We start from the raw sequence: 13,003 nt of genomic DNA on the forward strand, positions 1-13,003 counted from the left end.
CCGCCCGCACGAGGAAGTGGACTGGCCCGCCCTGTGCGCCTACCTCAAGCGCGAGCTGCCGCCCTACGCGATCCCCGTGTTCCTGCGCATCACCGACCACGGAGTGGAAACCACCGGCCACTTCAAGCACCAGAAGAACAAGCTGAAGGAAGAGAAGTACGACCTCAACCAGCACAACGACCCGGTCTATGTGCTGCTGCCCGGCGAGAGCTGCTACCAGCGTCTCACCCCGGAAATGCAGGCCGACATCGACAACGGCAAGCACCGCTTCTAAGCAGGCGCTCCGCCGCTTCCAAAAAAACCCGGCTCCGGCCGGGTTTTTTTATGGCCTCGGAAGTTATGCACAAATCCTGTGGACAAGATTGTGAATAAACACTGGATGACCCCGGCCAGGGCGGTGTTGCCGGGCCGTCCCCCAGAATGCGGTGAAATTAACCAGTCACAACCGGCCGCCGGTAGACCTATGAAACGGAGTTTTCCCCAGGCCGGGTTGTCCACAAATACTGTGGATAAACCTGTTGAAAAAGCGCGGACAAGTCGGCCAAGCGGCAGCAATCCGGCCCCTCTGGCTATTTGACGCTTTTTTAACCAAAATATGAAAACCCTTATTAAACAAAGACTTAGCCGTTATTTATAGGTGAAGACAGCACTTCTGGAAGGATTTGTTACCTTCTTTCCCACTTGTTACCGGCCTGTGCACAGTTTCGGTCCACGGTAAACCTGTCAATAGTGAAAATGCGTCATTGGAAGGCAAAGCGGGCTGCCCGTTTTTCGGGCGCGGGGACGCCGCCGCCCTGCCCCGGTTTGGGTCGCGCCGGGGCGGCTTTGTCCGGTTTTATCCAGGCTTGTGGATAACAGTGTGAACAAACTGGTGGGAAACGGTGAACAAGGGCCGCTTAGCGGCCCGTCGGCGGGTCCTGATCGTCCTTGTCGATATGGTCCAGGGCGTCGGTGAGCTCCTGGACGCGCTGTCGCAGGGCATCCACCTCACGCTTATTGGGAATGCCCAGCCGGGACAGCGCCTTGCCGAGCCGGTCGTCAAAGGCCTTTTCCATGCGGTCCATGGTCTCGCCGGTGTGGTGGCGCACCCGCTCCTTCAGTTCACCGACGCGCGGCGCTTTGTCCTTGGCGCGGCGTTCCACCTCGCGGCCGGCTTCCACCAGGGCATCGAAAAAGCCACTGCCCTCTTCCTCGGCGCGGGCGAAGGCGCCCAGCCCGGCCAGCCAGATCTGGTGGGTGTACTTGCGCAGATCGCGGGACGCACCGCTGAGCGCGCGCAGCGGGTGGCCACGCTCGTCCACGGGGGTTCCGGATTGGTGCTCGGGGACGGCATCGCCGTCGGTTCGCGGGTCCTGATCGGACGGTTTGTTGTGGTCGGCCATGATCCTCTACTCCATCAACGCCAGGGGAGTATAGGTCAAAAATGACAGGCGAAACCAATTGATTGTCGAACAAGGGGTGCGCCACCGGGACGGTGGGGACAGCGGGTCAGGGGTCGATCTCGTCGTCCGGGTCGCGGCCGCGACGGCCGCCCACGAAGCGCGCCAGGTCGCGGGCGCGGTCGCGGATCACCTCGCGGGATTTGCCGGTGAGCACCGCCACGAAGCGCTGTGTCAGCCGGTCGGCGCCGGCCTCGAAGCGCTCGTCGATATGGCGCTCCAGGCGCGGCCCCAGCCAGAACTTCACCAGCACGCCGATCACCGCCAGGGTGATCAGCGACGACAGCAGCGCGCAGCCCACCAGCAGCGGGATCAGGTCGGCGGTGGCGATAGTGGCGTTCTCCATGGCTCAGAGCCCGAACACGAAGATCAGCTGGGCCAGGCCGGCCATGGCGCCCAGGAAGCCGCCCACCAAAATCAGGATCCACTCGTCCTCCTGGAAGGCCGGCCGCAGCAGATCCTGGAAGTCCTCGGAACTGAGCGCCTGCATGCGGTCGCGCATCAGCCGCTCGATAATGCTGCTGCGCTCGCGGTTGAAGTTGTCGTCCTCGAACGGCTCCACCGCCAGGTCCACGGCCTTCTCTTCCACCGCCCGTTTGAGGTCGGCGTAACCGCCCGGGCCCACGGTGAGCTGGGCGGCGGTGCGCACCATGCCGCCGTTGAGCAGCGGCTTGAGGTGGCGCTTGATCAGCGCCTTGGTACGGTCGCCGCGCGGCCCGTTGATCACCTGATGCATGATGTTGCGCAGCGTCACCAGCTCTTCGGTGGTCAGCCGCGCGAACGACTCCGCCACGTCCTTCTGCCGTTTCAGGAACAGGCCCTGCAGGCGGAAGGGCCCCACCCGCACCGGGTTGAGGGGGCGGAAGATCACGTTCAGCGCCAGCCAGTTGGTGGCGATGCCGACAATAAAGCCGAACAGCGGCAGCACCCAGTTGCTGGGCACGAAGATGAAGATGGGTACCTGGATCAAACCGAACAGAAAACCGAAATAGAACCCGGAATTGGTGACGAAGCGGAATTCCGGCTCGCCCACTTCCTGGAACAGCTGCACCATGAGCGCCTTGTCCGAGCGCATGCGCTCGACAATCATGTGCTTCATGTCCACCAGGTTTTCCAGGTTGTGGCTGATATCGTCGACCACGTTATCCATCACCGCGGGAATCGCCCGGCGGGCGCGGGTGTAGACCCGCCGGCGCACGGCCAGGGGCAGGTTCTCCCAGAGCACCGCATTGCGCTCGGTCATCACCTCGTCGACGTATTCCTCGATACGGCCCTGGATGCTCTTGGTCAGGTGGGCGGCGATCTTTTCCGGTTCCATCTCCCGGAAAAACTCGTCCAGGCTGCCCAGCTTCTGGAGGGTCTTGTCCACCACGATGGCGGCCATCTTCTCCACTTTGGAGGGAATGATGCCCTGCCAGCCGAAGAACGGTCGGATGCCGAGGAACTCCAATGGATAGAAGGTCATCTGCACGGCCATCCAGTTGGTGGTCCAACCAACCACGCCGGCTATGAATGGGATACTGAAGTATTTCCAGAAATCCGGATGGGAAAAAATCGAATCCAGCATGTGGGCAGAGACTCCCCTCCCAGGGAAAAGGCTAGACTAGCCGTCTAAAGAGATGACGAACAGTTCCCGCGAGCGTCGACCCGAGTCACAACAGCCAATGTTATGTAATTGTGAAAGAACCTAGTATAAGCAGCCGGCCTGCGCGAAATAAGCACAATAACGTAATTTTTGGCAACCCGACGGCAAATACCTCATACTTCCGAGCGGGCCAACGCCTTGATACAGAAGGATTTCGTATACCCATGTCCTCCCCCTCGTCGCTGACCGGGCTGCTGATGTACGGCGCCCTGGAAACGCTGCTCAACCAGGCGCTCACCGGCGACGAACGCGGCCGCGAGCAACTGGCGGCGCTGGACGGCACCGTGGTGCGCCTGCGCGGCGAAAGCCCCATGTGGGTGCTCTATGTGCTGATCTACGAAGACGGCGTGGAGCTGCTCAGCGACTACGAAGGGCCGGTGGACGTGCGCGTGCGCGGCGCGCTGGGCGCCATGCTGCACTGGCTGCTGGCGCCCAACAGCGGCGACGCCGAGCACAGCCTGCGCATCACCGGCCCGGACGACACCCTGGAACGCCTGCAGGCCACCATCAGCGAATTCAGCCTCTGGCCGCTGGTGCGCAACTGGCTGGACGACCACGTGCGCCTGCGCGAGCTGCTCTCGCTGCTGCGCCGCGAAGACCCGGCCTGGCTGGAAAAGCTGGCCGGCATCCCCGACCACCTGGGCGAGCTCGCCGCGCAAGTGGCCCGCCAGCAACTGCTGCAGGAAGACATCCTCGAGGAAGTGCGCGGCCTGCGCCGGGAAATGCGCCGCGGCCGCCGCCTCGATCTGGCCTTCCTGGTGATCGGCGTCACCCTCATTCTGGTGTCGCTGCTGCGCGCCCTGGGCCAGTGGCACACCACCTGGACCGCCCTCTCCCACGACTATCTGTCGCTGGCCATGATCAGCCTGGGGCTGGCGCTGATTCTGGGACGGCTGCTGCATCGACCCAAAAGCTAGACCGGACTTGTAGGAGCGGGCCCTGCCCGCGAAAGGGAGCGAAGCTCCCGGCAGGATGCCAGAGACGCTTTTTGTGCTCCCGTTAGATATCTCTCTGGCATCCTGCCGGCCGGCTGCACCGGCCTTTCGCGGGCAGGGCCCGCTCCCACAAAGGCCCGCTCATAGCACCGCGTTAGTCGCGATCTTTCTTTCCGAAAAAGCGGCCAATGCGCTCGCCCACCAGCTCGGTGCTGGAGCGCGCCAGGCTGCGGCTGGTTTCCTCCAGCATTTCCCGCGTGGGCAGATTGCGCACGCCCTCGTTGATACCTCTTTTGACCGCTTCCTCCACGCTCTCCGCGATCAGGTCGGAGGCCTTGCGGGCCTCCTCGTCGATGTCCTGACGAACGGTGCGGCGCAGGCGCGGCAAGAAATAGACCTGTCCCCAAATAGCCACCACGGTCAAGGTGATGGCCGCGCTCAATACGGCGGACAGCAAAATCGCGGTCATGATGTTCCCCTTCGGTTCAACCCGATACCGCTTTTGTAACAGCGCCGGGCATTACTGTAACCATTGGTACGAATCGGAAGTATTGCTCAGCAAAACAATTACTATCTTTCTGCGACAGCCAATTTATGGCGCAAAAACAGTGCTAAGGACAGCCCGTGTATACGCAGGAGCATGATAATAAACTCGACACGGGATATTTGAATGACTGCCGGGACTACCTCGATCCGCGCTCAGAGCCATAGTCTCACTCCGCTGGCGCAACTGCTGTCTCTTTGTCAGCGTTACCGATTACCGCTCTCGCTGCTCGCCATCCAGCTTAAGGATGTGGCGTCGTTGAGCAAACAACTGGGCGGCGACCGCCTGCAACGTCTGCAAAAACAACTGGGCCAGGCGGTGCAGCAACGCACCCGCATGGAAGACGCGCTGATCGCCTGGCAACGGGGCTATCTGGTGCTCTGCCTGCCGGGCACCCGCGCCGCCGGCGCCGCCTGCGTGGCCCGCCGGCTGGAGCAGTGGTTTCAGAAAACCCGCTTCACCCTGGACGAATTCACCGTGCAGCTGGACACCGCCATGGCCGTGCACGTGGCCAACCCGACGCCGGAACAAAGCGAAGAGCAGGCCCGCGAAAACGTGCGCGAACTGCTTATGGACACGCTCTGCCTGCTCGCCGCCGAAAACGAACACGGCGACGGCCCGGCGCTGTCACGGCGCGCCCTGGACGACAGCCACAACGCACCGGCGATCAACCACCAGGCAGGCGAAGCGGCTGAAGCGGCTGAAGAGAGCCCCGTGAACGGCCGTCCGCAACGCCGCCGCGACGACGCCGCCAACGGGCACGCCTCGCCGCAACAACTCAAGGACCTGGTGGATCAGCTGCGCGACGACGACACCACCCTGGTGAGCACGCTTTCCCCGGCGCTGCAGCGGCTCGATGAGCGCACCCGCATGCTGCTGATCGATCAGCTTCTGGAAGCCTCGCTGATCCCCCATTAACGGGCCGCCGCGCTACGCCTTGCGGGCGATCATCACCGCCCGGCGTGGCGCCGGGTAGCCTTCCCGGCTGCGCGTCGGATCGTCCGGGTCGAGAAAATCCGGCAACGACTGAAAGCGCATCCAGTCCGTGGCCCGCTGCTCGTCCACCGTGGTCACGCACTCGTCCACGCAACGCACCCGGTCGAACCCGCAACGCCGCAGCCACACCGCCAAATGCTCGGTGCTCGGCAAAAAGAACACATTGCGCATCGCCGCGTAACGCCCCTCGGGCATCAGCACCGCACGCTCGTCCCCTTCCACCACCAGCGTTTCCAGAACCAGCTCACCGCCAGGGCGCAGCGCATCGCGCAATTCCAGCAGATGGTCCAGCGGCGAACGGCGGTGGTACAGCACGCCCATGGAAAACACCGTATCGAACGCCGCCAGCCCGGCGGGCAGTTCCTCCATACGCAGCGGCGCGAACCAGAACGGCGTCTCCGGCGTAAAGCGCTTCACCGCCAGATACTGCATCAGGAACAGCACCGTCGGGTCGATGCCCAGCACCTGGGCGGCGCCGGCCCCGGCCATGCGCCAGCCGTGGTAGCCGCTGCCGCAGCCCACGTCCAGCACCCGCCGCCCGCGCAGATCGGACAGGTGCGGCGCCACCCGCTGCCACTTCCAGTCGGAGCGCCACTCGGTATCAATGTGCGTGCCGAAGAATTCAAACGGCCCCTTGCGCCACGGCATCAGCCCGCGCAAGGCCGCCTCCAGGGCATCGGGATCCACCGCCCCCGGCTCACCGATGGTGACCCGGTCCCGGTCCAGCCGGCACGGCGCCGGCCCCGGCGGCAACGCCGCCACGGCGTCATGCCAGCGCGGCAGATCGCCGTGCGGCTTGTCCAGCAAACGGTGGCGGGTCAACGCCGCCACCGGCGCGCCGCCCTCGCCCAGCAGCGACGGCAGCACCGCGTCCAGTTCATTCAGATAGGTATCCAGCATGGCGCGGATTATCCCGGCGCCGGCCCCCCGCCACAAGGGCCGTTGTGGGAGCGAAGATTGGCCCGTATGGACACGGCATTCACCGGGGAAGCAGGCACTATGTGCACATTCCCATTGCCCGATGTAAGGAAACCCCATGACCGTGACGCTGGACCAACCCCTCGAGCTGCCCTGCGGCGCGACGCTGAAGAACCGGCTGGGCAAGTCCGCCATGAGCGAGACCCTCGGCACCACCGACAACCGGGTCACCGCCAAGCTCACCCGCCTCTACCGGGCCTGGGCCCGGGGCGGCACCGGCCTGTCGGTGACCGGCAACGTGATGATCGACCGGCGCGCCCTGGGCGAGCCCTGCAACGTGGTGCTGGAAGACCGCCGCGACATGGACCGGCTCAAGGCCTGGGCGCGGGCCGGCCGCGAGAACGGCACCCACCTGTGGATGCAGATCAACCATCCCGGCAAGCAGGCGCCGGCGGCGCTTAACCGCGAGACCGTGTCGCCCTCGGCGGTACCGTTCTCCGACCCCAACCTGAAGCGCTTCTTCCATGTGCCGCGGGCGCTCACCGTGGCGGAAATCGAAGACCTGGTGCGCCGCTTCGGCGAAACCGCCGCGCTCGCCAAGGAGGCCGGTTTTTCCGGCGTGCAGATCCACGGCGCCCACGGCTATCTGGTCAGCCAGTTCCTGTCGCCGCGCCACAACCGCCGCGAGGACGCCTACGGCGGCAGCGCCGAAAACCGGCGCCGCTTCGTGCTGGAGGTCTACGACGAGATCCGCCGCCGGGTGGGCGACGACTTCCCGGTATCGATCAAACTCAACTCGGCGGACTTCCAGAAAGGCGGCTTCACCGAGGAGGAATCCCTGGCGGTGGTGGAGGCGCTGGACGCCCGCGGCATCGACCTGATCGAAATCTCCGGCGGCACCTACGAGGCCCCGCGCATGGCCGGTCAGGGACAGCGCGAATCCACCCGCCGCCGCGAGGCCTACTTCCTCAGCTACGCGGAGCAGGTGCGCTCACGGGTAAAGGTCCCGCTGATGGTGACCGGCGGCTTCCGCAGCCGCGAAGGCATGGCGGCGGCCCTGGAAGACGGCGCCACCGACGTGATCGGCCTGGCCCGGCCGCTGGTGCTGGACCCGGCGTTCAGCAACCGCCTGCTCGCCGGCGAAGACGCGGTCAGCGCCGTGGCGCCGATCCGCACCGGCATCCGCGCCGTGGACAACGCCGCGATGATGGAAGTGTCCTGGTACACCCTGCAGCTCGCCCGCATCGCCCGCGGCAAAGCCCCCCTCGCCGACGCCGGCGGCCTCAGCTCCCTGGTCAAGGTCGCCGGCCTGATCGGCTGGCGCCGCCTGCGCATGGGGCGCCTTAGAGCCAGTTAATAGTGAACAGTGAACAGTTAATAGTTGAAAACAGTGCGTAGCAGACAGGTTTGCGTTTTCACAATAGCACCCTGCGTATCTGCAAAGGGCTTTAGCTATTCACTGTTAACTCTTAACTGTTAACTGTCCGTAAGGTATTGGTGCAGCGCCGCTTGCATGGCGCTAAGCGTCAACGGCTTGATCAACTGCCCGTCCATGCCGGCGTCGCGGATGCGGCCGGCGTATTCGGGGAGGACGTGGGCGCTGAGCGCCAGGATCACCGCCGGGGGCCAGCCTTTTTCCTGTTCCAGGCGGCGCATGCGGGTGGCGCTTTCGAAGCCGTCCATGTCGGGCATGTCCAGGTCCATGAGCACCAGCCGGTAGCGGCCCTCGCCGGCGGTGAACGCTTCCAGGGCCTTGCGGCCGTCGTCGCTGAGCACCGGGCCGGGCACGCCGAGGCGCTCCAGGTAGCCGCGCGTGACCATCTGGTTGACCGGGTTGTCCTCGGCCACCAGCACGCGCAGGCCGCCCTGGGTGTCCACCGGTTCCCGTTCCGACAGCAGCGGCACCTGGCCCGGCCCGCTGTCACTGATCAACTGCTGCAGTTCGGTCACCGTGAGCACCGCGCGGCGCACCAGGGTGATGTCGTCGCGCATCACCACTTCGCCGCTTTCGCGCATGCCGCACAGCAGTACCGGCCGCAGCCCGGCGTGGCGCTCGCGGGCGGGCCGCAGCCCCTGATCCAGCAGCACGCCGTCGCTGACGCCGTTGACCAGCAGATGGCCGCTGTCGTCCTCGCTCAGCGCCCGCTGCACCGCCGCCAGGTCGTCCACCACCCGCACCCGGGAGAAGCGCGGGTCGCGCTGCAGCAGCTCACCCAGGTTGCCCACCGGGTCCCACACCAGCGCCGGCACCGAGGTCCATTCCGGCATCGGCACCGCTTTTTCCAGCACCGGCAGCGGAATCACGAAGCGGAAGGTGGTGCCCTGCTCCGGCGCGCTGCGCACTTCGATGTCACCGCCCATCAGGCGCACCAGCTCCTGGCTGATCGACAGCCCCAGGCCGGTGCCGCCGAAGCGCTGCGCCACCGAGGCGGACGCCTGGCTGAAGTTCTGGAACAGCCGGCGCTGCTCCTCGCGGGTCATGCCGATGCCGCTGTCGCTGACGGTGAACTCGATCATCGCCCGGCCGTCGCGCTCCTCAAGGCAGCGGGCGCCCACCCGGATCCAGCCGTGGCGGGTGAACTTGATCGCATTGGAGAGCAAATTGGTGAGCACCTGGCGCAGCCGGGGCGCGTCGCCGCGCAGCTGCGCCGGGATATCCGCGTCGGCGTCCACCAGCACCAGGTCGCCGTTGTCGCTGGCCGGCAGGCTGAACATGTGCGCGCAATCGATCAGCAACGCGGCGGGATCGAACGGTGACTGCTCCAGCTCCAGCTTGCCGGCTTCCAGCTTGGCGTAATCGAGCACGTCGTTGACCAGCGTATTCAGGGTACGGCCGGCGTTCTCGATCAGCCCGATGTATTCCTGCTGACGCGGCGACGGGTTGGTTTCACGCAGCAGCTCCGCCAGCCCCAGCACGCCGTTCAGCGGCGTGCGTATTTCGTGGCTCATGCGCGCCAGGAACTGGCTCTTGGCGCGCACCTCGGCGCGGCCGCGAATGGCGCGGGTGGCGAAGTGGAAGAACACCAGGCTGAGCACCAGCACCAGCAGATACAGCACCAGCAGGCCGGCCGCGATCAGCCCGCTGTCGCGCAGGCTCTTGCCGCGCCCCTGCTCCACCAGCATCACCGCGACGCCGGTGATGTCCTCGCTGAGATCGCGCAGGCGCTGCTGGCGATCGCCGCCCTCGGCCAGCGCCTCCTGCCAGGTCACGGTTACCCGCGACGGCAGCAGCAGCGTCTGCCGCGACCACTGCAGGTAGCTTTCCAATTCCGCGTGGGTGGTCCGCCATTGCTGACGCAGCCGCGCCTCGCCGGTGCGCGAGGCGAGCGCCTGGATCTGCCCCTCCACCTGGGGAATCAACTCTTCCAGCCGGGCCAGGGCCCGCTCCAGCTGACGCAGGTCCACGGTGCTCAGGTAGCCGCCGTTGAGGCTGGTGTAGACGGCGATGGCGCGAATGATGCCCAGGTCGTGGCTGAGCTGGCGCAGCCCGTTCAACGGCAGGGACAGGGCTTCGTTGGGGCTGGGGCGGGTGGGCACGGCGATGTCGCCCATGTAGAGCACCGCCGCCAGCGCGTTGTGCAGGCGGCCGTTGATCTGCTCCACGTTATCGAACGGGCCGGACACGTCCCGCCCGGCCAGCCCGGTGGCCGGCCTCAGCTCGCGCCACTCCCGGCGCAGTACCACCACCTGATCCAGCAGGCTGGGGATGGCGCTGCCGGACACCGCCTGCACGAAGTCGTCCAAGCGCGCCTCGGTGTTGCGCCGCGCGCGCAGAAAGCGCGCTTCCAGGTCGGGCACCTCCAGGTGCACCCGGGCCGGGGCCAGGTCGCGGGTTTCTTCCAGGGGCGCGGTCACCGCCAGGCCGATGCGGAAAATCCGCACGTCGTCGAGCATGCGCTGGTAGCCTTCGTGAAGGCCCACGCGGTACTGCAACAACAGCACCGCGACCACCAGGAACGGCACGGTGACCAGGCTCACTAACAGCAGGATGGCCGGATATTGTTTTCGTTGTGCCACCATCGCCTCCTTGGCTCGACGGCCCGTCCTCGCGTACCGGGCCTTCATCCCGAAAAATTAGCACGGCGCCGGACGCATTACAGGACAAATTTGGCAATAGTGACGCCACCATCGCGTGACGGTCAGGGGGCGGTTACTGTAAAAAAGAACCTTCGTTCGTCCCCTTGGTTAAGAGTCCCGACCATGTGCTTTCGCCGTACCCTGTTCGCCCTGCTCGCCGGCGCCGTGTTGAGCCTGGCCGGCTGCGCCGCCCCGGCACCGGAAAACAACATCCGGACCCTGCAGGGCGGCGACGGCGGCAGCCTGCCACGGCAGCTGGCCGGCCAGACCCTGGCCCTGGACCGCTTCCGCGGGCCGCCGGAGCTCGCCGGCCTGGAGAGCAACGGCGAGATCAGCAGCGACCGCTCCGGCTGGCGCCAGTGGCTGTTCGGCGACCCGGGCACCCGCCTTACCGTGACCGTCTACGGCCTGCCGGCGGGCTGGCAGGACCTGGGCCAGGAGCGCATCGTCTCCGGCCACTATGGCCAACTGCGCCAGCAACGCATCAACCGGGTCTACAACAGCGACAACCAGTCGATCCGCTTCACCAGCGAGCGGCTGTTCGACCTGGAAGGCCGCCTCACCGCCAGCGCCCGCTACCTGGTCAATCAGCCCGGCCGGCGGCCGCTTCACGAAGTGCTGCTGCTGACCATGGACGGCGACCATTTCGTGCGCGTCGAGAGCGGCTCGCGGGAACGCAAGACCACCGAGCTGCTGCAACTGAGCAAACGGGCCCTGGCGGAATTCCGCGCCTACCAGGCGGCCCGCTAGGGCAGCGCCACCATCAACAGCAGCGGCAGCGTGAGGAAGGAGAGCAGCGTGGAGAACACCACCATCGCCGCCACCGTTTCCGGGCCCTGCCGGTAGGTCTGCGCCAGCAGATAGTTGAACACCGCCACCGGCATGGTGGACTGGATCAGAATCACCCCGCGCAGCACACCCTCCACGCCGGCCAGTTCGCACACCAGCCAGGCGGCGCCGAAGCCGAGCAACAGCCGGGCCGCGGCGAACACCAGCCCGCCGCCGGCATCGCGCACCCGCAATTGCGACAGCGACACGCCCAGGGTGATCAACATCATCGGAATGGTCAGGTCACCGATCAGCGCCACGCTGTTCTGCAGCCAGGCCGGCAGGCGGATCTGGAACACCACCATCACCACGGCCACCACCACCGAGATCAGGATTGGGTGGCGCAGCAAACGCCACGACAGCCCCTCGCCGCTGACCACCGCCAATCCCAGGGAAAACTGGATCACCGAGGTGAGCATCATCCAGGCCAGGGCCAGCGCCAGGCCGTGTTCGCCGAACGCCAGCAAACACAACGGCAGGCCCATGTTGCCGGTGTTGGGGAAGGTCAGCGCCGGCAGGAACACGCGCACCGGCCGGCCGCCGGCGCGTATCAGCAACCAGGCGCCCAGCCCGGTCAGTGCCATCACCGCCGCGAACAGACCGGTGATGCGGGCCAGCGCCGCCAGGTCCAGGTCCGACTGGCCCAGGGTCGCCACAATCAGGCACGGCGTCGCCACACTGGTGACCAGCGCGCTCACCATACGGGTGTCGAACGGGCGCCCGGTGCGGCCCCAGAAATAGCCCACCCCGGCGCAGGCCAGCACCGGTGCCATCACCGCCCAGATTTTCATTAGCATGGTAAGATCCCGCGTTCGGAGAAATCGTTTGCAGCGCGCCAGGCCGCGTAGTGTGAGGAGCCCGCCCAGCCATGTCCAACGGACCGTCCCGCGCCGCCGAGGCCGATTTCACGCCGATCACCCCGGCCCGTCTGCAGTGGCAGGACCACACCCCGGTGGCCACCGACTTCGACGACCCCTACTTCTCACGCCAGGACGGCCGCGCGGAAAGCCTTTACGTGTTCCTCGACGGCAACCAACTGGACCGGCGCTTCGCCGCCCTCGCCGACGGCGACCGCTTCGTGATCGGCGAAACCGGCTTCGGCACCGGCCTCAACATGCTGCTGGCCGCCCAGCGCTTTCTGGCGCTGGCGCCGGCCGGCGCCGGCCTCGAACTGTGGTCCGTGGAAAAGCACCCGCTGCAGCGTGACGACCTGGCCCGCGCCCTGGCCCACTGGCCGGAGCTGGGCGAGCCCGCCCGGGCGCTGCTGGATCAGTACCCGCCCGCCAGCCCCGGCTACCACCGGCTGCAACTGGCGGACAACGTCACCCTGACGCTGATGCTCGGCGACGCGGAGGCCCTGTGGCGCCAGTGCCCCGCCGATGTGGACGCCTGGTTCCTGGACGGCTTCGCCCCGGCCCGCAACCCGGACATGTGGCAGGCCGGCCTGTTCGCCGAACTGGCCGCCCACAGCCGCCCCGGCGCCACCCTGGCCACCTTCACCGCCGCCGGCTTCGTGCGCCGGGGCCTGATCGAGGCGGGCTTCGCCATGCGGCGCCGCGACGGCTTCGGCGGCAAGCGCCACATGCTGGCCGGCCACTTCGGTGACGCGGTCTGGCAGCCG

Annotated in this window: 12 protein-coding genes and 1 pseudogene; 6 read left to right on the plus strand and 7 right to left on the minus strand. The window is 66.3% G+C overall.

Annotation, left to right across the window (positions count from 1 at the left end; genetic code table 11):
• Positions 1-274: pseudogene (locus ISO4_RS16055) on the plus strand (long-chain-acyl-CoA synthetase); the annotation flags it as partial.
• 622 nt (positions 275-896) lie between these two features.
• Here the strand turns inward: ISO4_RS16055 and ISO4_RS16060 are convergent.
• From ISO4_RS16060 to ISO4_RS16070, 3 genes are all read right to left on the minus strand, one after another.
• The gene (locus ISO4_RS16060) at positions 897-1,382 is read right to left on the minus strand and encodes a phasin family protein (RefSeq protein WP_142948475.1); all 486 of its coding nucleotides are present in this window, start codon (positions 1,380-1,382) and stop codon (positions 897-899) included.
• A gap of 106 nt (positions 1,383-1,488) precedes the next feature.
• Positions 1,489-1,785: a hypothetical protein gene (locus ISO4_RS16065; protein WP_228548201.1), complete on the minus strand. Its 297-nt coding sequence runs from the start codon at positions 1,783-1,785 to the stop codon at positions 1,489-1,491.
• 3 nt (positions 1,786-1,788) lie between these two features.
• A complete protein-coding gene (locus ISO4_RS16070) occupies positions 1,789-3,006 on the minus strand; it encodes a DUF445 domain-containing protein (RefSeq protein WP_142948474.1) in 1,218 nt (405 codons plus the stop codon).
• A gap of 242 nt (positions 3,007-3,248) precedes the next feature.
• Here ISO4_RS16070 and ISO4_RS16075 point away from each other — a divergent pair, with 242 nt between their 5' ends.
• On the plus strand, positions 3,249-4,001 hold the full coding sequence (locus ISO4_RS16075; protein WP_194856879.1) for an SCP2 sterol-binding domain-containing protein: 753 nt from the start codon (positions 3,249-3,251) through the stop codon (positions 3,999-4,001).
• 172 nt (positions 4,002-4,173) lie between these two features.
• Here ISO4_RS16075 and ISO4_RS16080 read toward each other — a convergent pair whose 3' ends face one another.
• Positions 4,174-4,488 (minus strand): hypothetical protein, encoded by a 315-nt coding sequence (locus tag ISO4_RS16080; RefSeq protein WP_194856880.1) that lies wholly within the window; start codon positions 4,486-4,488, stop codon positions 4,174-4,176.
• A 201-nt stretch (positions 4,489-4,689) separates the two neighbouring features.
• On the opposite strand from ISO4_RS16080, the gene ISO4_RS16085 reads away from it, so the two are divergent.
• Positions 4,690-5,481, plus strand: coding sequence for a diguanylate cyclase domain-containing protein (locus ISO4_RS16085; protein ID WP_194856881.1), 792 nt, complete (start codon positions 4,690-4,692; stop codon positions 5,479-5,481).
• A gap of 12 nt (positions 5,482-5,493) precedes the next feature.
• Here ISO4_RS16085 and cmoB read toward each other — a convergent pair whose 3' ends face one another.
• On the minus strand, positions 5,494-6,459 hold the full coding sequence (gene cmoB, locus ISO4_RS16090) for a tRNA 5-methoxyuridine(34)/uridine 5-oxyacetic acid(34) synthase CmoB (RefSeq protein ID WP_194856882.1): 966 nt from the start codon (positions 6,457-6,459) through the stop codon (positions 5,494-5,496).
• A 136-nt stretch (positions 6,460-6,595) separates the two neighbouring features.
• Between cmoB and ISO4_RS16095 the strand changes: the two genes are divergently transcribed.
• On the plus strand, positions 6,596-7,834 hold the full coding sequence (locus ISO4_RS16095) for an NADH:flavin oxidoreductase/NADH oxidase family protein (RefSeq protein ID WP_194856883.1): 1,239 nt from the start codon (positions 6,596-6,598) through the stop codon (positions 7,832-7,834).
• Between the two features lie 119 nt (positions 7,835-7,953).
• Here the strand turns inward: ISO4_RS16095 and ISO4_RS17180 are convergent, their stop codons facing one another.
• Positions 7,954-10,494: a hybrid sensor histidine kinase/response regulator gene (locus tag ISO4_RS17180; protein WP_323745400.1), complete on the minus strand. Its 2,541-nt coding sequence runs from the start codon at positions 10,492-10,494 to the stop codon at positions 7,954-7,956.
• A 183-nt stretch (positions 10,495-10,677) separates the two neighbouring features.
• Between ISO4_RS17180 and ISO4_RS16105 the strand changes: the two genes are divergently transcribed.
• A complete protein-coding gene (locus tag ISO4_RS16105) occupies positions 10,678-11,304 on the plus strand; it encodes a hypothetical protein (protein WP_194856884.1) in 627 nt (208 codons plus the stop codon).
• Here ISO4_RS16105 and ISO4_RS16110 read toward each other — a convergent pair.
• A complete protein-coding gene (locus ISO4_RS16110) occupies positions 11,301-12,179 on the minus strand; it encodes an AEC family transporter (protein WP_194856885.1) in 879 nt (292 codons plus the stop codon). The genes ISO4_RS16105 and ISO4_RS16110 overlap by 4 nt on opposite strands.
• 71 nt (positions 12,180-12,250) lie before the next feature.
• Here ISO4_RS16110 and mnmD point away from each other — a divergent pair.
• Positions 12,251-13,003, plus strand: a 753-nt coding sequence (mnmD, locus tag ISO4_RS16115; RefSeq protein ID WP_194856886.1) for a tRNA (5-methylaminomethyl-2-thiouridine)(34)-methyltransferase MnmD, incomplete at its 3' end; no start/stop codon positions are given.

Origin of the sequence: Alloalcanivorax venustensis ISO4 (genome assembly GCF_015356855.1) — a bacterium.
GTDB classification, from domain to species: Bacteria; Pseudomonadota; Gammaproteobacteria; order Pseudomonadales; family Alcanivoracaceae; genus Alloalcanivorax; species Alloalcanivorax venustensis.

Coding starts and splice junctions, on each gene's coding strand:
- ISO4_RS16075 (WP_194856879.1), top strand. CDS start 3,249: ATGTCCTCCCCCTCGTCGCTGACCGGGCTGCTGATGTACGGCGCCCTG.
- ISO4_RS16110 (WP_194856885.1), bottom strand. CDS start 12,179: ATGCTAATGAAAATCTGGGCGGTGATGGCACCGGTGCTGGCCTGCGCC.
- ISO4_RS16065 (WP_228548201.1), bottom strand. CDS start 1,785: ATGGAGAACGCCACTATCGCCACCGCCGACCTGATCCCGCTGCTGGTG.
- ISO4_RS16085 (WP_194856881.1), top strand. CDS start 4,690: ATGACTGCCGGGACTACCTCGATCCGCGCTCAGAGCCATAGTCTCACT.
- ISO4_RS16105 (WP_194856884.1), top strand. CDS start 10,678: ATGTGCTTTCGCCGTACCCTGTTCGCCCTGCTCGCCGGCGCCGTGTTG.
- ISO4_RS16060 (WP_142948475.1), bottom strand. CDS start 1,382: ATGGCCGACCACAACAAACCGTCCGATCAGGACCCGCGAACCGACGGC.
- ISO4_RS16070 (WP_142948474.1), bottom strand. CDS start 3,006: ATGCTGGATTCGATTTTTTCCCATCCGGATTTCTGGAAATACTTCAGT.
- cmoB (WP_194856882.1), bottom strand. CDS start 6,459: ATGCTGGATACCTATCTGAATGAACTGGACGCGGTGCTGCCGTCGCTG.
- ISO4_RS16080 (WP_194856880.1), bottom strand. CDS start 4,488: ATGACCGCGATTTTGCTGTCCGCCGTATTGAGCGCGGCCATCACCTTG.
- ISO4_RS16095 (WP_194856883.1), top strand. CDS start 6,596: ATGACCGTGACGCTGGACCAACCCCTCGAGCTGCCCTGCGGCGCGACG.